Genomic DNA, 17,957 nt, shown 5'->3' with positions numbered 1-17,957 from the left:
AAGTCCAAAGTGAGCTATTTCATAAGGTGATACATAATCTAACGGAAAGTTGTGTTTCACACCACTCTACGGACGGGTTCCTTCATATTGGTGTGACTCTGTTACAGTCCCCGCAAAAAATTCACCTCGCTTGCGTTTGAACGCCTGCACATCTGGGTCGTTTTCGATCCCCGCAATGGCCTCCGCATAAACGTCACCGCTGTGTGCGTCTTGGGCTTGCTGGCCGGTCCCGAGGTGGGGCGAAGTGGTCACGGTTGTCCAGTTGTGCTGGTCGGGGTTCTTCCGCCCATCGAGTTGGGGAACCAGGTCGTGGTCGTGTTCGATCGACAGCACTTCCACACTGTCGGGAACCCTGTAATCCGAAACTGGGGACCCCACGGTCACAACTGTGGTGACGTTGTATTTTGAAGCGAACTCAGCGTCATCCGCCAGTGACATGGCGACGATCCCACCCTGGGAGTACCCCACCAGCATGATCTCGGTTGAACCGTCTACACCAGCGTCTTCAAGTGCTTGGCGAACGACCTTCCGCATGGCGGAATCCTTGCCCGCGATGGTTTCGAGGTTTGTTTGCATATCGGTTCCGTTTCCGCTTCCAACCGACCAGTCCGTTGTCGCCGGAACGTACACCACCACACGTTCAACACCATCAGCACCACGGACCTTGTCGACTCGGACTCGGCCATTGTCACGGCCAGAATGCACTGAGCGTTGACGCGCATAGAGTTCACTCAAGTCTGTGGGGTGATCCTGCCTCGCGAGCGACTGCTCGACCTTGGTTACCGTGACGCTGGAGTCAAACACGCCCACCGTGTATCCCGTGTTCACCATCATTGTGGTGACTTGTTCGGACGAATGCGGTGTGCGGAACACGTTTTGGACGCCGGGCGGAAGTCCCAGAAACCCTCCCACGAATCCGGGAATCACATATTCAATGACAGGACGGCTCACTTCAGGGTGCGTAAACGCCTGTTGTGTGAGATTCTGCATACCGCGTTTTGCCAGAGCAAAGGCGGACTGACCAATCGCCCGCGTCAACACGAAGTCAGGGCCCTCGGCGCGCACGACTCTGCGAGCTACATTCATTTGAAGGTCAAGTGCGAGAACAGGAACATACGCTACTGCCGCGAATGGGGTGAGCATAAAAAGAGCTGTTCTCGCCACATGTCCCGCGATATTCCCCACGGCAGTCAAGGCGTCATCAATGATGCGTTCGCTGGCACTCTGGGCTTGGCGGTACGCCATGACACTGGCTCGCAGCGCAACTGCGGTCGCTTCTAGCCGTGTAGCGCTCGCCCCCACGAACACCGTAAATTCGCTCATGCTCTTACGCACTTCAAACCACGTAGGAGCAGACGCAATGACACTAACCCCCAGTTCAAGGTCCCCCTGAGACACCAGCGAGCGCGTCCCTACAAGCGCGAACTCACGCGCCAAACGCTCCAGTTCGTCCGCTTTTCTCTCCATGTCATCGAGGTGAGCGCTGACACCTCGTGCTCCGCCGCTCATCACGCACTCGCATGGTTCACGGTGTCGACGTACATTCCCACGTTGCGCATGTGAGCACGCACCGCAGCTTCAACTAAAAATTCCAGAGCTTGTGCCTCACCATTCGCTACTAAAGGGGTATCGGACCACGGGATCTTCTGTCCGGCTCGTTCCAGAACCGCCGGCCCAGGACGGATCAGACCCGTGACGTTCATATGTCCCTTAGACGGGACGATTGCAGAACACAGGTCGGGAAAGTGCTCAGCCTGAATCGCATCGCCCAACACCAAACGACGTTTCTCCACACATTCGGGACAGTCACCACCGGCGTATTGCATGAGCGCCACACATGACGAACCGGATATATACCCGCAACACCTGAAGTCGTACTCACCTGTGAACCGCACGTGAGCGACGATCTCCGCTGCGTTCATGACAGCCAAAAAACCGTAGACCACGTCATGGTGGTACTCGCGCGGGCCGTCACTTTCAGGGTTCTGGGGTCGCATCGACTCCGGCCAGCACTGCGTCAATTCATCTGGAAAGTCTTCCAAAACATCTGTATTGATCCCCACGATCATCTGCCCAGCACCACCTTCGACACCGTTTCAACGGCTTGTCCGTGAACCGCAAGCGCATGACTCACGTTTTCCGCAAGGTTCGCCGCCCTGTGAAAATCCGTGGCCCGCGCCTCCACGTCACGTTTAAACGCGTCAGCTGAGATCGAGTGCCACGCGACCCCTTGAAGGCTGCTGGTCTGATGCGCGTGTGTACGCAAAGTATCTGCGATGTACATCCATTCCTTGATCGCAGTTTCAAATGAAGTATCCATACAAAACAGAATCCGCCTGCACGCCCAAGAGCACCACCGCACAATCACCGCTTGTGGAAAACCCCCCACCCATCCACAGCCCGTGTGCCACCCACACGCTCGCCCAGGAACGACCTCGGCGGAACAAAACCCCACATCACCGCACCAATCCCGACGCTCTCCTGCCCACTCCACAGGAACGCGCCACCGCAACACCGCACAATCCACACGCGACTGGCTACTCAAGAGCCATGAAACAATGGCGGTATGACTCGTGTGACACTTGCAGATCTCGAACCCGCAATCGCTCTGGGCCCACTCGATGGCCGTTACCGTGGCGACGCCGCCCCACTCGTTGACTACCTGTCAGAAGCAGCACTGAACCGCAACCGAATTCACGTCGAAGTTGAGTGGTTCATTCACTTGCTCGAATCCAACGTGTTCGAAGGTGTCCGCACACTCCACGACGACGAAAAACGCCAGTTGCGCGGACTCGTCGAAACGTTCGACCACACAACAATTTCGCAGTTGGCGACCTTTGAAGCGGTCACGGTACACGACGTCAAAGCCGTCGAATACCTCATCAAGGAATCGCTGTCGCAGATCGGCGCCGACGACCTGAGTGAACTCGTCCACTTCTGCTGCACATCAGAAGACATCAACAACTTGTCCTACGCCGTGGGCCTCAAAGGCGCTATCGAAGACGTGTGGCTCCCACGCGCTCGCACCCTGATCGACACGCTGGCCCAAATGGCTGAAGACCTGGCTGACACTCCCATGCTCAGCCACACTCACGGTCAGCCGGCAACCCCGTCCACGATGGGTAAAGAGTTCGCCGTGTTTGTTCACCGCCTGGCCCGCCAGTACCGTCGCATCGAAAACACTGAGTACTTGGGCAAGATCAACGGGGCTACAGGCACCTACGCGGCGCACACGGTGGCCGCTCCCGGCGTTGACTGGCCACACATTGCGCAGACGTTTGTCGAGAAACTGGGCCTGACCTTCAACCCGTTGACCACCCAGATCGAATCCCACGACTTCCAAGCGGAGCTCTACGCTGACCTGGCACGTTTCAACCGGATCGCGCATAACCTGGCCACGGACATGTGGACGTACATTTCGATGAACTACTTCATCCAGATTCCCGTCGAAGGGGCCACTGGTTCGTCCACGATGCCACACAAGGTCAACCCCATTCGTTTTGAAAACGCGGAAGCGAACCTGGAGCTCAGCTGCGCGCTTCTTGACTCGCTGGGATCCACGCTTGTCACCAGCCGGTTGCAGCGCGACCTCACCGACTCCACCACTCAGCGCAACATCGGTGTAGCGTTTGGGCACTCGGTGCTGGCCTTGAACAACCTGGTCAAGGGCTTGGGTCGCCTCGCAATCAACACTGACGCGCTCGACGCCGACCTCGACTCCAACTGGGAAGTCTTGGCTGAGCCCATCCAGTCAGTCATGCGCGCAGCATACCTCCAGGGTGTCCCCGGCATGGACAACCCGTACGAAAAGCTCAAGGAGCTCACCCGCGGTCACCGCATTACACCGGAACAAATGCGTGAGTTCGTCACAGACCTGGGCCTTCCGGCGCACCTTGAAGAAGCGCTAGTCCAGTTGACGCCTGCAACGTACACGGGTGTTGCTGCTGACCTTGCCCGCGCCGAGGTCGCCGACTGGCGCGCGTAACCGTCACCTTTCGGATACCACCCGGGGGTGTCGGAAACTCCCGAGGCGGTGCCCCGGATAATCCGCCTGGTTTACTCTTCGTCGTCCGGCAGGGTGTATTCCAATACCGGCCGGCCGGCGGAGCCGTACCGGGGCTGCCGTTTCAGAATTTCGGCGTCGGCCATCGCTTCTAAGTACCTGCGAGCGGTCACGCGAGATACCCCCATAAGACCGCCCGCCTCGGCGGCAGAATATGCCCGCCCACCCTTCATCGCAGCGAGGACGGCGTGCTGGATATCAGCGGGAACCTTCTTGGCCAGCCGGGCCTTGGGCTTGCTTGTAAATGAGGACATGAGGGCGTCAATGTCTTGTTGTGACGCTTCTTCTGGTGAGTCTTCCAGTGAGCGTCGGTACGCAACATAGGCTTCCAGTTTGGCCTGGAAAACCGGGAACGTGAACGGTTTGACGATGTACTGGAATACGCCCAGGCTCTTCGCGTTATGAACCACGTTGACTTCACGTGATGCGGTCACTGCAATCGCATCGACGTTGACGCGGTGTGTGCGGAATGCTCGCAACAGCTGGATTCCATGGCCGTCACCCAGGTTCATGTCCAGGAGAATCAAGTCGATTGCTTTCGCGTCGATTGTGGGAACCTGGCCCAGCATGACAGCCAGCGCCTGGCTGGCGTTCTTCGCAATACCCACGACATAGAAGTCATCTAGTCGACTTACATAGTTCGCGTGCGCACGTCCAGCGATAGCTTCGTCTTCAACGACGAGTACGCCAAACTTCTGTTCACTACTACGCGACATTAGTTCCTACACTCTGCACGACCAGTTGTTCTTGTTTCGAACTATAGCCAACGGTAGTAGTTAAGTGTGCAATTTTGTGTGCCAAGGGCGACACATCTGATCATCAACCGGACACATCTGACTCGCTCGGTAACCATACTGAGAACTCCGCTCCGCGTAGTTCACCGTGCTCTGCTTCGTCACCAAGTCCTCCGTCTACGTCGATTGCACCACCCAGCCGTTTGACGGCCTGGACCACAATGTCGAGACCCACTCCACGCGATCCGTCGCTTTTGGTCCCCTGCCCCGTATCGTGTTCAACGCCATGGTGCTTGGTTGACCAGCCACGTTCAAAAACTTGGTCCACGGCCTCGTCCGGGATTCCGGGTCCGTCGTCGCGTACGGTCACAATGTATCCCGAGGCGGAAGACCCTGACATGGTAAGTTCCACCTGCTTGCGTTCGGCTGGAATATCGGGCCGACTTACCGCGTCGAAAGCGTTGTCGAGCAAGTTGCCAATGACCGTGACCAAGTCGCGTTCATCACCGGGGATTCGGCTTTCCAGATTGGACGCGTCGACGTGGAGGTCAATGTTGTCTTCTTTGGCCTGAGCGAGCTTGGTGTACACAAGCGCTGCAAGAACAGGCTGCTTAAACCCGCCCAGCAGATCTTCCGGTGCGGTCGAGGTGTGAGCGACAGCTTGGGTAGCGAACTCAAGTGCTTCTTCCGGGCTTCCCGTCTCGATGAGGGACGCAATGATATGCATCCGGTTGGCAAATTCGTGCGTCTGCGAGCGCAATGAGTCTGAGAACGATCGAATGGACACCAGCTCACCGGTAAGTTTTCGTAGTTCGGTGTGGTCACGAACCGTGACCACCCACGTGTCAACGTCGAGTTCTTCTTGCATGTGCTCTCGTGCCGGCTGCTGATTGACCAGGAGCACCCGGTTTGAGGTGTAGTGAATTTCATCGCGCACAAACCTGCCTGAGGCAATCAAGCTTCGCAACGTTTCTGGCACGGGCAACTGGTCAAACTGAACAGACGTTTCGGTTTCCGGTAGTCCTAACAGTTCGCGAGCAGGGTCGTTATACAGAACGATCCCCTCGTTTCTGTCAACGAGTAGCAACCCGTCGTTCACTGCTTCTAGCACGGACCTGTAATACGCAATCAGGCGCGCCAACTCCGTGGTCCCATAGTCGCCGGTGACGCGCTTGAGCCCACGTGACGTCAACCAAATCGCCGCCGTTCCCAGTACGAACGTGAACGCGCCACTGGCAATCAGCAGGTTTCCAACCGGTTGAAAACTCGCCCGGACCGTTGACCTGTCAATTCCGGCAACAATTACCGCACGCTTATATCCGGGCGGAGTGGGTTTGACCGGCACAAGTGTGTACAGGGTTCCTCCGCGTTCATTGGCCAGATACACGGTGGCAGTGTGTCCGTCTTCCACTCGTTTGAGGACACTCGGGGAAAAATTGGGCAGGTCATCTAGATTCTCACCGGTTGGTGACTGGGTTCCTATCCGATGTACCTTTTTATCCCCCACGACATCTGTGGGGTCGCTGACACTGAGTTTGCCGCTTTCAAGTTCATCAAGCGGAACAGACACCAGCAGATCGAGCTCGTTGAGTCGTTTGAATTCCGACAAGGTTCCCGAAAGCCGGGCACGTCCCAAACTGTGCAGATCAGAGGTAGTGGCAACGGCCTCGGCGGTGGCAATCACGCGCTCTTCTTCCTCATGCGCATGCCGGTCCGAAAAGAAGATGTACAGCACCGTGGAGATGACAATCACGATCCCCAGAAGCAAAACGGACGACGCCACCAGGATTCGCCCAGCGACACCCATGGGCAACCAGCCCGTTTTTTGCGTGGTGCTCACGCGTTCCCCTGCATGGTTTTTGCGAGCACGCGTGACATCGGAACCACAGAAACAAGGGACATAAGAACCACCAGAATCGAGCTCATCGCCATCGCTTGACCCGCGAGCATGGGGTCGAGTTTTCCGAACATCGCGAATGGGATCATGACCAGGTTATAGCTAAAAGCCCAGAACAGGTTGACTTTGATGAGTGCAACGCCCATGCGGGCTAGGCGGATCGCGGCGGGAATGGCGGCGGGGTCTGAGCGGGTGAGGGTGACGTCCGAGGCGGCAATCGCTGCGTCTGTCCCCTCGCCCATGGCTACCCCCAGGTTGGCCTGGGCTAACGCGGCTGCGTCGTTGACTCCGTCGCCCACCATGGCCACGTGCTCACCAGACTTTTGTAGCTGATCAATGTGGTCGAGCTTGTGCTCAGGCCGAACGTCCGCGATCACCGTGTCAATGCCCAGTTCGTTGGCAACGGCGTTGGCGGGTCCGGGGGCGTCGCCAGTGAGCATCACGGTTTTCAGCCCCAACTTATGCAGGCTGGCAATCGCGTGGGCTGAACTGTCTTTGATGGTGTCGGCCACGTCGACAGCACCCGCGTATTTCCCGTCGATAGCAACTGCCACTCGCGTGGTGTCGCTTGGCGGAATCTGCGCGCCGGTTTCTTCGCTCACAAGTTGCGGGCGGGCCACCAAAACGGAGTGCCCGTCCACCGTGGCGCGCACTCCCCCACCCGGGATACTGGTGAAGTCGGTGACGTCGAGTTCTTCCGTGCTGGCTTCGGCCAGCGCACGCGCAATGGGGTGTTCGCTGTTGCGTTCAGCGTTCGCGGCAAGGGTGAGCTCACGCTCGCCGAGGTCGTGGCTGACGACCTGCATGTGTCCCCGTGTGAGCGTGCCAGTTTTGTCGAGCACAACGGTGGTCACTTTGCGTGCGTGCTCCATAACCTCTGGCCCAGAGACCACAATTCCGTTTTCAGATCCCAGCTGAGAAACGGTCACGACAGCAATGGGGGTTGCCAGTCCCAGAGCACACGGGCACGCAACGACCAGGACGGCGATCATGGCGTAGAGGCCACCGGTCCAGTCTCCCTTGACGCCCCACACCATGAGCGTGAGGAGCGCAAAGACGATGACGACGGGGACGAAAATTCCGGAGATTTTGTCGGCCAACCGTTGCATGGCTGGTTTGCTGGTTTGAGCGCGGGATACCAGCTTGGCAATGTGGGCAAAGGCAGTGTCCTCTCCCACGCGGGTTGCACGCACAACCATGGATCCAGTGGTGTTGATTGTTGCACCGGTGACGGTGGATCCCGGACCTACGTCAACCGGAGTGGGCTCACCTGTCAGGGCGGATTCGTCGACTGCGGATTCGCCACTGATCACTTCACCGTCAGTGGCAATCGTTTCGCCTGGACGCACGCGGAACTCGTCACCCACGCTGAGTTTTTCGACCGGGACTTTCCATTCACGGCCGTCACGAATCACGTTCGCGGAGCTCGCTCCCAGCTCAAGCATCTCTTTGAGCGCGCGCGTGGCGCGGTTCTTCGCGCCTTCTTCAATGAGGCGTCCCAGCGTGATGAACACGATGATAGCGACAGCCGATTCAAACCACACATATTCGTGGGGTGAAATCGCAAAACCCTGGGTGCTCACTGCCCGGATAAGCCGGTAGAACGAATATCCGCAGGCTGCCCATACACCCAAGGTGATGAGCGTATCCATGGTCCCTAAACCACCTCGGGCGGCTTTATACGCAGCCACATAGTATGGCCAACCGCCCCACGTAATGATGGGCAGGGCGAGCGCAAGAACCACCCACTGCCAGCCAGGGAAGTGGACGAACATCGAAATGACGACCACGGGGATACCCAGAATGAAGCCCACGAGTAACCGAGGCCTGAACCCTCGGGGGTCAGGGTTGTCCGGGACTGGATCGACTGGGTTGTGAACCGTGGCCGAATATCCGGCTTTTTCGACAGTCGCGAGGAGCAGGTCGTTGGGAACGTCTGGATCGACTTCCACCAAAGTGGAGTTCAAAGGCAGGTTGACGGTGGCCTGAACCCCGTCGAGTTTATTGAGTTTCTTCTCAATGCGGTTGGCACACGACGAACACGTCATTCCTGTGATGTCGAGTTCGACGTCGCGTGTACGCGTGCCAGACATTTAGACGACCTCGTAACCGGCCTCGTTGATAGCCGCTACAAGATCCTGTTGGCTGATGGGTTCCGTCGACTGCACGGTCACGGTCGATGGGGTGTCCAGCTCAACCTCTACCTGCGTGACGCCACTGATCTCACCGACTTCTTGTTTCACCGCACGAACGCAGTGCTCGCAGGTCATTCCGGAAACTGAAAAAGTTGTGGATGGCATAACGCTTACTCCTTTTAACTTGTGTGCTTCACATGTGTGCCACTCATCGTTGCTGAAGCGCGGGTCTCTAGTGCAGCACAGGGCCGTCTTGCGTGTCACTCTCATGGTGCTGCTTGGCGACCACCGCGTTGAGACCCATAGCGATCAGCGTGACCACAACGAAAGTTCCGGCGGAGAAGCCCACGGCGAGCAACAGTGCCTGAGACGATTTCCACGCGCCCATCGAAACGATCGTCACGATCAAAACAACCCAAGCGCAAATCACTCCAAAAATCACTGCATGTTTGTACGGAGCTGCGACCGGACGCTTGTGCGCGGAAGTCATACCTTCACCATTTTCTCTTGACATGTTTCGTCACTACACTGAGAACATGGTATCGACGCCGTATATTCCCACGCACTTCAAGGCGTCTTTCCGCTCTTCTTATCGAACTCTCGTCACCCTTGTTTGCACGCTGGGACTGGCTGGTTCACTCACGGCGTGCGGACCCGATACCAGCCTGCGTGTCGAAAAAGAGCACGTCGACAACGCACCAGAAGCCCCTCCCACCTCGGAAGCGGGACCCCGCGACCAACCCTTCAGCGCCACCCAAATCCGCGACGAACTCCTACAAAACCCGTCGGTGAGCAACGTGAAGGGCTTTGATGAGATTCACGACATTGTGCTGGCGTGTGAATCATGTATGGAAATGGACCCTGCGCTGGTTGTTCTTGGCGACAAGTTTCAAATGGCCAAAATCAACACACCGGCTGACCGAAAGTCTTTTGCCACTGTGGTGATTGGAGAACGCGAAGGGCAACCCAATATCGAGCTCATCTTGGTGGGCAACGAACTCACCGTGACACCCGGGCGGGGTGGCACGCTGGTTGCACAAGAGTCAGTGTTCAAACCCAATGACGAACCGTGTTGCCCTTCTGGATGGGCCGTACGCGTGTTCCGCTACCACGACGGAAAGTTTGAAGCGGGCCAGCGTATCAGCCGGCTTGATTAAAACTTGACGCCAACTCAACTAGACTCAGCTGGACTAGTATTAGGTAAAGCTTGTGAAAGGGGGCGCGTGTGCACATTGTTCTTGTCGAAGACGACGAGGTGATTCGTGAGACCACGCAACTCGCTCTCGAACGCTTTGGGTACACCGTCACTGGCTTTGAGGACGGGCGTGACGGATACGAATTCATTGCGTCGCAGGGCGCCGACGTTGTTTTGCTGGATCTGATGTTGCCCACCATGAACGGTGCATCCATCACTCGCGCTATCCGGGAACGTTCCAACGTACCTATTATTGTCATCTCTGCGCGCTCAGAGCCCATCGACATTGTTCAGGCGCTGGAAGCAGGCGCCGACGACTATCTGACCAAACCGTTCGACATGCAGGTGCTCAACGCTCGCATTCGCACGGTGGTGCGACGCTTCATTACCGCGGAAAGCGCGCAGATGGGTTTTTCTCCACAGTCGGAGGACCCGGAAGAAGAGAGCTCCGTGTCACTGGACACGCAGGGTATCCCGGAAGTCTTAGGACCCACGCCGGGGCACACCAACCCCACGCCGCGCCAGCAGTCGTCTACGGAAATCCGTGTAGAGAACCGGCTAGGCACATTGGTTTTGGACACCGCTCGTTGCATGGTCTACGTCAACGGTGAAGAAATCCACTTAACACCCACCGAACTCCGGATCCTCATGTTGCTGACCGAAGAAGTGGGGCACGTGTCTTCGCGCGAAAAGATCGCATACACCGTGTGGGGCTACGAATGGGGTGGCGACTCCCGCGTGGTGGACGTGCATATCCAGCGACTCCGCAAGAAGATCGGTGCCGCCATGATCGAAACCGTGCGCGGTTTCGGCTACAGGTTCTGCGCGTAACCCATGCGACTTCGCCCTGCCTCACTCAGGTTCAAGATCCTGATCGTGATTGTCACGAGTGTGGTCATCGCGGTGCTCACGTGCGGTCTTATTGTGCGTCAAGCTGCCGCGCGCGCCGAAGACAACCGCATGCGCGACAACATTTCCAGCCAGTTGCGCGAAGCCTCATCGATCTACTCTGAAACCGGTGTTCTCACGCTCAACGCAGCAATCGATGACCCGGCGTTGCCACAGGCGGCCAAGGAAGCTGCTCTCAATGGTCAGTCCGTGACCATGCGGTCAGAAATTGATAACACCGAGGTCGTGTGGGCTGCCGCTCCCATCAAGGTGGGTTCGCACACGGCGGTCATTTCGGTGCGGACAACGACGGCGGAGTCGCGTGAGTTGGTTGGCGACATCGACCGCGCGATCCTGATTTCCATGCTGGTCTCAGCTGTGGTGATTGGTGGAATTGGGTTTGTTGTTGCAGGTCAGATTAGTCGCCGCCTGACGCTGGGGGCACAGGCCGCACGTCGGATCGCTTCAGGTGACACCACGGTCCGCATTTCTGATGTGGTCGAACACGGCAACGATGAGGTGACCGCGTTTGCAGAAGCTGTTGATACCGCGGTCGAGCGCCTTGCTGAACGACTCGATTCTGAACAGCGGTTTACGGCAGACTTGGCGCACGAAATGCGCACGCCTTTGACGGGTCTGGTGAATGCGGCGAATCTTTTGGAGGAGGATTCTCGTCCGGCTGAGTTGGTGCGTGAGCGGACTGAGCGTCTGCAGACCCTCGTTGAGGATCTTCTGGAGGTGTCGCGCCTGGACTCCGGGAGCACCACGCCGGATTTCGAGACGGTGAACATCAACCACATGCTCAAGTCCTTGCTCCTGAATCTGCGGTCGTCGGGGCTCATTGTGGATCACGAGATCCAGGAAGTGTATGCAGATCCGTCCCCGCAGATCACTACAGATCCGCGTCGCTTTGAACGCATCGTGTCTAATCTGATCGCCAATTCGATCAAGCACGGGGCCGACCCCATCCGGATCGAAACCACGCCACATTCAGTGGTTGTGACCGACAGCGGCCCGGGCTATCCGGCGGACATCATCGCCAAGGGGCCCACCCGTTTTGTGTCCTCCGGCGGTGGAGGTATGGGCTTGGGCCTGGTGATTGCGCAGGGCCAGGCGAAGCTGTTGGGTATGCGCATGGAGTTCCGGAACGCTCCTGAAGGGGGCGCCCAGGCCGAGGTGGTTTTCTCCCCGAGTAGGGCCACGCTAGTTGGCGGTTAAGAGTCTTTGTGGCCCTGTTTGCGTCGCGTGAGTCCCCCCAGAATGTACAGGACACCTGCGATAAGGACAGCCGCCGAGGTGAAACCAATGATGGTGAGGGCTCCGAAATTGTTGCCGAACAGTAGCAGAATTCCCAAGAGCGCGTGTGCGATTCCGGAGTACAGGTAGTCCGACGCTGACGCCGTTCCGCGCATGTCTTTGTACATCCACAGTTCAAGTGCCGCGTGCAGGAGTGCCCACCCCATAACGGCTGCGCGGAGTTGACCAGGGTAGCTGGCGAACATAAGGAAAACCAGGGCCGGGATCGCAATGACGGCTTGACCCCACAGGTGAGTGCGTAGCGGTTTCGTGGCGGAACCCTGGCCCACCAAAAAGAGCGCATTCAGCCCGATGTAGCCCATGAGCAGATAGTCGACAAAGTCGACACGGAGGGCCAGCTGAGCAACGGAACCTAACTGTTCACGAGGCACGAACGCGGCGACGATTGCAAAGATAACGCCCAAAACACCTCGGGCGATCATCCACGGGGCGGTGGCAAGCTGAACTTCTTTTTCTGACGTTTGGGTCACCCCACTAGTGTAGGGCCCACTGAAGTTCACCGGAGCGACCCCTCAGGTTTGCGGTCCGGTCGTGTGGCGTCACTAAACTTTCGTCGAATCCACCATGTGACGAGTGATAACTGTGCACGCAAATTCTTCGACAGACTTCAGCCGAAACCTGCCATTGGGCCGGTCGGCGCTGTGGTTGTGCGTGGGTTACGGTTTAGGCGCGGTCATCGGATGGGCCGTCCACGTTCTGTTCAACGTGGGGCATCCGCAGTACTCATCAGCTCTCACGCTCATGTGGCCACTGCTCATTGGTCTGATGGGCGGGGTTCTCCTGGTGATTGGAACCATGCCGGCTTCGCGAATTGCGATCAGTATGAGCACCGCGAACGCGCTCGAGCAGGAGGGCACGCCGGGACTTGCGCGTATTCGCTACCTGAACTCGACATCGAACGGGTCATTTAAGACTTTGACTGTCTCCCTGGACGTCGCAAGTAGCTCAAGCCGGGTCTATAGGTCGGAGCTGGTGTGGAAACTGTCAGCGGTTGACGCATTGAAATTGCGTTCCGGCGCCACTATTCCGGTGCGTATTGACCCGCAAGCACCAGCCCGCGTGGTGTTTGATACTCGCGCTACCTCAAACGATTTGGGCCCCGACCCCAACGAAGTTTTTAGCGTGCGCAACCGCTTCCGGCGCAGGCTGTCGATGATCCGGCCGGCTTCGTGTATCGCCACGCTGGTGGGATTCGTTATCGGACTGGGAATTGGGCTATTTACGTAATTACGGAATTATGTATTATTAGTGTATGAGCAGTTCATACGACGAACTTCAGACACTGCGCCAAGAAATCACCCAGCAACTGTCCCAACTCGATGCGCGTTTACGTGACGTTGAAGAGCAGCTGAGTGGCGGGGGCAATGACGCACGGGAAGACTCACATGACGCTGGAGTCACACAGCCCAAGCTCCCGGCTGACTCTTACGCGCAAGATTTGTGGGCGCTCAACGAACTGGCTCAACGCTACGACCAGCCTGCTGTCATGTTCGCCGGAACGGCAGAAACTGAGGGCGGTCCAGTCATGTGGCAGTACGGACGCTTTTCCGAACACCTTAAGAACACAGATGCCTTCGCGGTATCGCCCGCTCTCGAGGCCATCGCCCACCCCATCCGCCTCACCCTGCTTTTGGCAATCATCAACGGGACAACCACCTCGGCGAAACTGGCAGAACTTGAACAAGTAGGCACGTCAGGGCAGGTATACCACCACTTGAGCCAGCTCAACGCAACAGGATGGATCCGGTCTGTGAAGCGTGGCCAGTGGGAGGTCCCAGCATCCAAAGTCATTCCCTTTCTCACCATCATTCTGGCCGCCCAGGAATAACAGGAATCACCTCAACCACCCAAGGGAGCACTCATGAAAAGAACACTCATAGCTGGAGTCGTGGCGTGCGTCGTTGTCGCCGTTGCTGCGATCTGCGTGCCGTGGTCGTTCGGTTTTCCACACCACGGAACCGGCGATCAGCACGTGCTCGACACCACCGGACCATACTTGTCACACGGGTACCGACGTGAAGCCGCGGTAGCGATCATTCCCCCGTCTGGCGAACCGTCATTTGCCGGTTGGGGAGCCGACCAAAACACCGTGTTTGAGATCGGTTCGATCACGAAAACGTTCACGGCACACCTTCTTGCGGACGCGATTGAACGTCAAGAACTCAGCGCGGATACCCGAGTTGACAACGTTTTCGACGAACTGAAGGGGACCTCCGCAGGGGAGGTGACCATGGAGCAGTTGGCGACGCACACCTCGGGACTCCCCCGCATTGCAGGCGTCAACATGAGTAGCAACCTCACGCGGAAAGATCCGTACACTGCTGATCTACCGCAGTTCCTTGAAATCTTGGCTGATCTTGATGTCACCCCGGGTGAGATTGCGTACTCAAACACCGGGTACGCACTTCTGGGGCAGGCGGTTGCGAAAAAAGCCGGCAAGGACTACTCCACTTTGGTGCGTGAACGACTGCTCGAACCACTGGGCATGGACCAGACAACGGTTCCCACTACGCCAGACGACCTACCCGACGGCCACCCTACGGGGTACACCGCAAAAGGTCTTCCAGCAGGAGCGTGGACCTTGCACGCGAACGCTCCTGCGGGTTCCATCCGGTCAACGACTCGGGACTTAAGCACATGGCTCATTGCTGTCAGGGACGGGAAAGCGCCGGGGTCGTCAGCTGAACCCACCAAGGTTCGCGCTGAAAACGATACAAAGAAACTGGGTCTGGCATGGCGCACAACAGAAAAGGATGGTGCCACGGTGATTTCGCACAACGGAGCAACCGGCGGATACACGTCATTTGCCGGATTCAACGCAAACGGCGACGGCGTGGTCGTTCTCAACAACACCGCTACCAACTCTGACGATGTCATTGACTACTTGTTCGATGCGGAGAACACGAAATGATTCAATTTCTCATTCCCTTTGTCGGTGTTCTCCTTCTGCTGATGACCCTAGGAACGCACGCCTGGCAGGTTCGCCCCACACGAGGTGAACGCACACCCAAAGCCCGCAAACACCTCACACGAGGTGGGCTCATGACGGTGGCTGCCGGGGCAGTTACGTACTTCGTGCTGGTTCGCTTGTTCTTTATCTTTGACGGAGTACTGGGTATTGCGTGGATCGTGGCTCTTCTGTTGCTGGGATTCATCGCGTTCCGTGTGGTGCAACTGTGGCCGTCAAAAGAAGACAACGCGCAGTTGGTGGCATCGCTTCAAAGCGACGGCGTGAAAGTGCGAAGCCGCCAAGGCGTTGGCACGGTCATCACCGCTGTGGTTCTTCTAGTGCTTGCCGTTCTGTTCTGGTTCGCACCGGTACTGTTCTAAGCGGGGCGGCTCTAGCGCAATGCAGGCTTAGCCTTCCAGCGGCCCCACTTGTAAAGAGTCGCCGTTGTCAGCGACTTTAGCTTTTTTCAACCCGTCATTCGCCGGACCATACAGTTTGGCCCCGTCTTGGGTTGAGAAGCCGGAGGAGTGGCACGGGCAGACGATTTCTTCTTCGGTGACCGTGCGCACCAGGCAGCCCTGGTGCGGGCACACCGCAGTGTATGCCTTGAAGTCACCTTTGGTTGGCTGAACCACCACGTAGCTTCCGGCAACAACACCTGAACCTACCGGCACTTTATCTTTCGCAACGGTTTCCGGTTCAGCATCCTCGGTCTTCGAGGAGTCGTTGACGCACGCCGAAAGCCCACCGGCGACCGCAACGGTTGCGGCGACGCCACCTGTTGCTTTAAAAACTTGACGGCGACTGTGCTGATTCATGCTGTTCCTCTCTGATCACTGGTCCGGGTGTTTTACTGCGCCAGTTGTTCGATGACGGGCCACGTGCGGTCCAAACGCTTCTGACCGTATGCGTGTGCAGGTTCTTGAGGCCGGGTGGTCAGCACGCGGGCAGCCCACGTACACGCACCCAGGCATAGGCGGGCGATCGCCGCTGTTTCTAGAGCGTCAAGCTCCGTGCTGGACAAGTACTGATCGGTGCCCTGGGTGGCATCTTGGTAGGCGGTCGCTACGCGGGAAATAACGTCCCGAGGTGGTTCCCCGCTCCCGCTCCCACGCACCGTGAGGACGTAGGAGGAGGCGATTGCCACCTCGGCCATCCGAGCGGCAACCCGGCAGTCCCCAAAGTCCAGCAACCCGGTGATTTTTCCGTCGCTGACCAGCACATTCTGGTCGTTAATGTCTTGGTGGAGGACCTGTTGCGGGAAGTCGTTCAGTATCGGTTTGACGGTGGTTTCAAAGTCGTGAGCCACGTGGCGTGAGAATGCGAGCACGCGGGTGAGCGACGTGCCGATATCGGCGGGAACGTGCCCGGAGGCCTCCCAGGTTTGGAGTCGTTCGGACGCGAACTTGGCGTTCACGCCGGTGGATTCGAACGCCCACGGGTGCAGGATCATGTCGGGGGCCGCGGGCACACGTGCCAGGGCGGTTGCCACGTGGCCGGCGAGGGTTCCCACCTGGGTGGGGTAGTCATCGGTGAGCTGTGCCGTGGCCGCTTCAGTTCCGTCGAGGAAGCTCTGAAGGCGCACAACCACCGGTTCGTCGTTGACGTGCGCGACCGAAACGCACCCGGACGACTGTCCCGAGCTCGCTTGAAAGGGGTGTGTGGCCGGCAGTTGCTGAGCCACCGGAACGCCCGATTCATATGCAGCCTGGTGGACAGTGCTCAGCCAATCGGCGTATTCGGGGGTCATGGTGCGCGACGGGTATTCGGCCTTAAAAACATAGGCTGTGTTTTGAGATGTGACGCGAGCATTGATCGCAGTTTCGCCAGACAGGAAGCGTTCCAAATGGACGTCGAGGCCAAAGTTGTTGCTGACGAGCACACGGATGTCTTCATCGGTGAGTGTGCGAAGTGACCTGCTCATATAACAAGACTACGTCACTGGGGTGGTTGGTCTGGGTTGGACGGGTCTGTTGGACCAGCGGGGTCGGGGCCACTGTCACTCTTATCCCGCCGAGGTGGGAGATACTGCTGACTGGAACGACCTCGGGCAGGGTTGGTTGCGCGCCTTAAGCGCGCCAAATCACGCAGGCGGCGGGCTTTTTCAGTCAACCTGGGATACGTCCAGCCACGAACGGTGGACGGCAGTTGCCAGCGGAAGTAGATGGCCAGAAGGCGCACGGTGACAACCAGAACGATCATGCCGAACATGATCCAGTACGACCAGATTCCGTTGGAGTACAGGATCGCGGTGAGCAGGGCACCGATAAACGCAGGTGTGAGGTACAGGTCGGAGGCGTTGAACAGGGCGGGATTTTGGTTGGCGACGACGTCGCGCAATAGTCCGCCACCAGTTCCGGTGACAATTCCTAAGAACACTGCCGAGACCAGGTGGAGGTCGTGAGTAAGCGCAATAATGGTGCCGGACACCGCGAAGAGGCCCAATCCGCATGCGTCGAAGAAGATGATGGATCGGCGGGTGCGCAGAGCGGGTGTGCCGATCAGGTACACGAGGACCGTAGCGATTGCCGGTGGCAGCAAGTAGATGGGTTGCTGGAGTGACGCGGGCACTTCGTTGAGCATGAGGTCACGTGTAATTCCGCCGCCCAGGCTGACCAGCAGACACAGCATGAAACTTCCCGTGATGTCGTAGTTTTGGCGTGCTGCGGTGACCGCTCCGGACAGAGCGAAAAAGAACACGCCAACGAGGTCAGCGAGAAGAAGAACAAGCTGCGCGCTGGGAAGATCCATGTGTTCCTTTGGGTGTTGAAGGCGGGT

20 protein-coding genes are annotated in these 17,957 nt (G+C 57.9%); 8 read left to right on the top strand and 12 right to left on the bottom strand.

From position 1 onward, the window contains the following. Nucleotides 1-66: 66 nt before the first annotated feature. Genes MHX53_RS03175 through MHX53_RS03165 form a run of 3 tightly spaced genes read right to left on the bottom strand, consistent with a single transcriptional unit; the run spans nucleotide 67 to nucleotide 2,320 of the window. Nucleotides 67-1,509 carry a hypothetical protein gene (locus MHX53_RS03175; RefSeq protein WP_239271265.1) on the bottom strand — a complete coding sequence of 481 codons (1,443 nt, stop codon included), beginning with the start codon at nucleotides 1,507-1,509 and terminating at the stop codon, nucleotides 67-69. After that, complete coding sequence (locus MHX53_RS03170; protein WP_239271264.1) at nucleotides 1,509-2,069, bottom strand: hypothetical protein; 561 nt, start codon at nucleotides 2,067-2,069, stop codon at nucleotides 1,509-1,511. Before MHX53_RS03170 ends, MHX53_RS03175 begins: the two co-directional genes overlap by 1 nt. After that, complete coding sequence (locus MHX53_RS03165) at nucleotides 2,066-2,320, bottom strand: hypothetical protein (protein ID WP_239271263.1); 255 nt, start codon at nucleotides 2,318-2,320, stop codon at nucleotides 2,066-2,068. Before MHX53_RS03165 ends, MHX53_RS03170 begins: the two co-directional genes overlap by 4 nt. 246 nt (nucleotides 2,321-2,566) lie before the next feature. Between MHX53_RS03165 and purB the strand changes: the two genes are divergently transcribed. After that, nucleotides 2,567-3,985 (top strand): adenylosuccinate lyase, encoded by a 1,419-nt coding sequence (gene purB, locus MHX53_RS03160; RefSeq protein WP_239271262.1) that lies wholly within the window; start codon nucleotides 2,567-2,569, stop codon nucleotides 3,983-3,985. Nucleotides 3,986-4,056: 71 nt separating this feature from the next. Here purB and MHX53_RS03155 read toward each other — a convergent pair whose 3' ends face one another. The 5 genes from MHX53_RS03155 to MHX53_RS03135 form a co-directional block, all read right to left on the bottom strand. Beyond that, nucleotides 4,057-4,779 carry a response regulator gene (locus MHX53_RS03155; RefSeq protein ID WP_239271261.1) on the bottom strand — a complete coding sequence of 241 codons (723 nt, stop codon included), beginning with the start codon at nucleotides 4,777-4,779 and terminating at the stop codon, nucleotides 4,057-4,059. A gap of 103 nt (nucleotides 4,780-4,882) precedes the next feature. Continuing rightward, nucleotides 4,883-6,637: an ATP-binding protein gene (locus MHX53_RS03150; RefSeq protein ID WP_239271260.1), complete on the bottom strand. Its 1,755-nt coding sequence runs from the start codon at nucleotides 6,635-6,637 to the stop codon at nucleotides 4,883-4,885. After that, nucleotides 6,634-8,787 carry a heavy metal translocating P-type ATPase gene (locus MHX53_RS03145; protein ID WP_239271259.1) on the bottom strand — a complete coding sequence of 718 codons (2,154 nt, stop codon included), beginning with the start codon at nucleotides 8,785-8,787 and terminating at the stop codon, nucleotides 6,634-6,636. Before MHX53_RS03145 ends, MHX53_RS03150 begins: the two co-directional genes overlap by 4 nt. Further along, complete coding sequence (locus MHX53_RS03140) at nucleotides 8,788-8,994, bottom strand: copper ion binding protein (protein WP_239271258.1); 207 nt, start codon at nucleotides 8,992-8,994, stop codon at nucleotides 8,788-8,790. It lies immediately after the preceding gene. Nucleotides 8,995-9,061: 67 nt separating this feature from the next. Beyond that, nucleotides 9,062-9,319 carry a hypothetical protein gene (locus MHX53_RS03135; protein ID WP_005882666.1) on the bottom strand — a complete coding sequence of 86 codons (258 nt, stop codon included), beginning with the start codon at nucleotides 9,317-9,319 and terminating at the stop codon, nucleotides 9,062-9,064. A gap of 46 nt (nucleotides 9,320-9,365) precedes the next feature. Here MHX53_RS03135 and MHX53_RS03130 point away from each other — a divergent pair, with 46 nt between their 5' ends. From MHX53_RS03130 to MHX53_RS03120, 3 genes are all read left to right on the top strand, one after another. After that, a complete protein-coding gene (locus MHX53_RS03130) occupies nucleotides 9,366-9,986 on the top strand; it encodes a hypothetical protein (protein ID WP_239271257.1) in 621 nt (206 codons plus the stop codon). Between the two features lie 68 nt (nucleotides 9,987-10,054). Then, nucleotides 10,055-10,855, top strand: a complete 801-nt coding sequence (locus MHX53_RS11760) for a response regulator transcription factor (protein WP_239271256.1) — start codon at nucleotides 10,055-10,057, stop codon at nucleotides 10,853-10,855. A 3-nt stretch (nucleotides 10,856-10,858) separates the two neighbouring features. After that, a complete protein-coding gene (locus tag MHX53_RS03120) occupies nucleotides 10,859-12,130 on the top strand; it encodes a HAMP domain-containing sensor histidine kinase (protein WP_239271255.1) in 1,272 nt (423 codons plus the stop codon). Here MHX53_RS03120 and MHX53_RS03115 read toward each other — a convergent pair. Then, on the bottom strand, nucleotides 12,127-12,699 hold the full coding sequence (locus MHX53_RS03115) for a hypothetical protein (RefSeq protein WP_239271254.1): 573 nt from the start codon (nucleotides 12,697-12,699) through the stop codon (nucleotides 12,127-12,129). The two genes, MHX53_RS03120 and MHX53_RS03115, sit on opposite strands and share 4 nt — an antisense overlap. A 112-nt stretch (nucleotides 12,700-12,811) precedes the next feature. Here MHX53_RS03115 and MHX53_RS03110 point away from each other — a divergent pair, with 112 nt between their 5' ends. The 4 genes from MHX53_RS03110 to MHX53_RS03095 are packed head-to-tail and all read left to right on the top strand — an operon-like array spanning nucleotide 12,812 to nucleotide 15,559. Further along, nucleotides 12,812-13,456, top strand: a complete 645-nt coding sequence (locus MHX53_RS03110) for a hypothetical protein (RefSeq protein ID WP_239271253.1) — start codon at nucleotides 12,812-12,814, stop codon at nucleotides 13,454-13,456. Nucleotides 13,457-13,481: 25 nt separating this feature from the next. Then, nucleotides 13,482-14,057: a winged helix-turn-helix domain-containing protein gene (locus tag MHX53_RS03105; protein ID WP_239271252.1), complete on the top strand. Its 576-nt coding sequence runs from the start codon at nucleotides 13,482-13,484 to the stop codon at nucleotides 14,055-14,057. Between the two features lie 33 nt (nucleotides 14,058-14,090). Further along, nucleotides 14,091-15,140, top strand: a complete 1,050-nt coding sequence (locus MHX53_RS03100; RefSeq protein WP_239271251.1) for a serine hydrolase domain-containing protein — start codon at nucleotides 14,091-14,093, stop codon at nucleotides 15,138-15,140. Further along, the gene (locus MHX53_RS03095; RefSeq protein ID WP_102239460.1) at nucleotides 15,137-15,559 is read left to right on the top strand and encodes a hypothetical protein; all 423 of its coding nucleotides are present in this window, start codon (nucleotides 15,137-15,139) and stop codon (nucleotides 15,557-15,559) included. Before MHX53_RS03100 ends, MHX53_RS03095 begins: the two co-directional genes overlap by 4 nt. A gap of 27 nt (nucleotides 15,560-15,586) precedes the next feature. On the opposite strand, the gene MHX53_RS03090 is transcribed toward MHX53_RS03095, so the two are convergent. Genes MHX53_RS03090 through MHX53_RS03080 form a run of 3 tightly spaced genes read right to left on the bottom strand, consistent with a single transcriptional unit; the run spans nucleotide 15,587 to nucleotide 17,930 of the window. Next, entirely contained in the window at nucleotides 15,587-15,997 is a 411-nt protein-coding gene (locus MHX53_RS03090; RefSeq protein ID WP_102239459.1) for a Rieske (2Fe-2S) protein, read from the bottom strand. A gap of 32 nt (nucleotides 15,998-16,029) precedes the next feature. Beyond that, entirely contained in the window at nucleotides 16,030-17,103 is a 1,074-nt protein-coding gene (locus MHX53_RS03085; protein ID WP_239271250.1) for a phosphotransferase, read from the bottom strand. 14 nt (nucleotides 17,104-17,117) lie between these two features. After that, nucleotides 17,118-17,930, bottom strand: a complete 813-nt coding sequence (locus MHX53_RS03080; RefSeq protein WP_239271249.1) for a trimeric intracellular cation channel family protein — start codon at nucleotides 17,928-17,930, stop codon at nucleotides 17,118-17,120. Nucleotides 17,931-17,957 lie beyond the last annotated feature (27 nt).

This window comes from Brevibacterium sp. ACRRH (assembly GCF_022346365.1).
Classification (GTDB): Bacteria; Actinomycetota; Actinomycetes; order Actinomycetales; family Brevibacteriaceae; genus Brevibacterium; species Brevibacterium paucivorans.
Note: the sequence above shows the minus strand (reverse complement) of the source record. Positions and strands in the feature narration are given on the sequence as shown.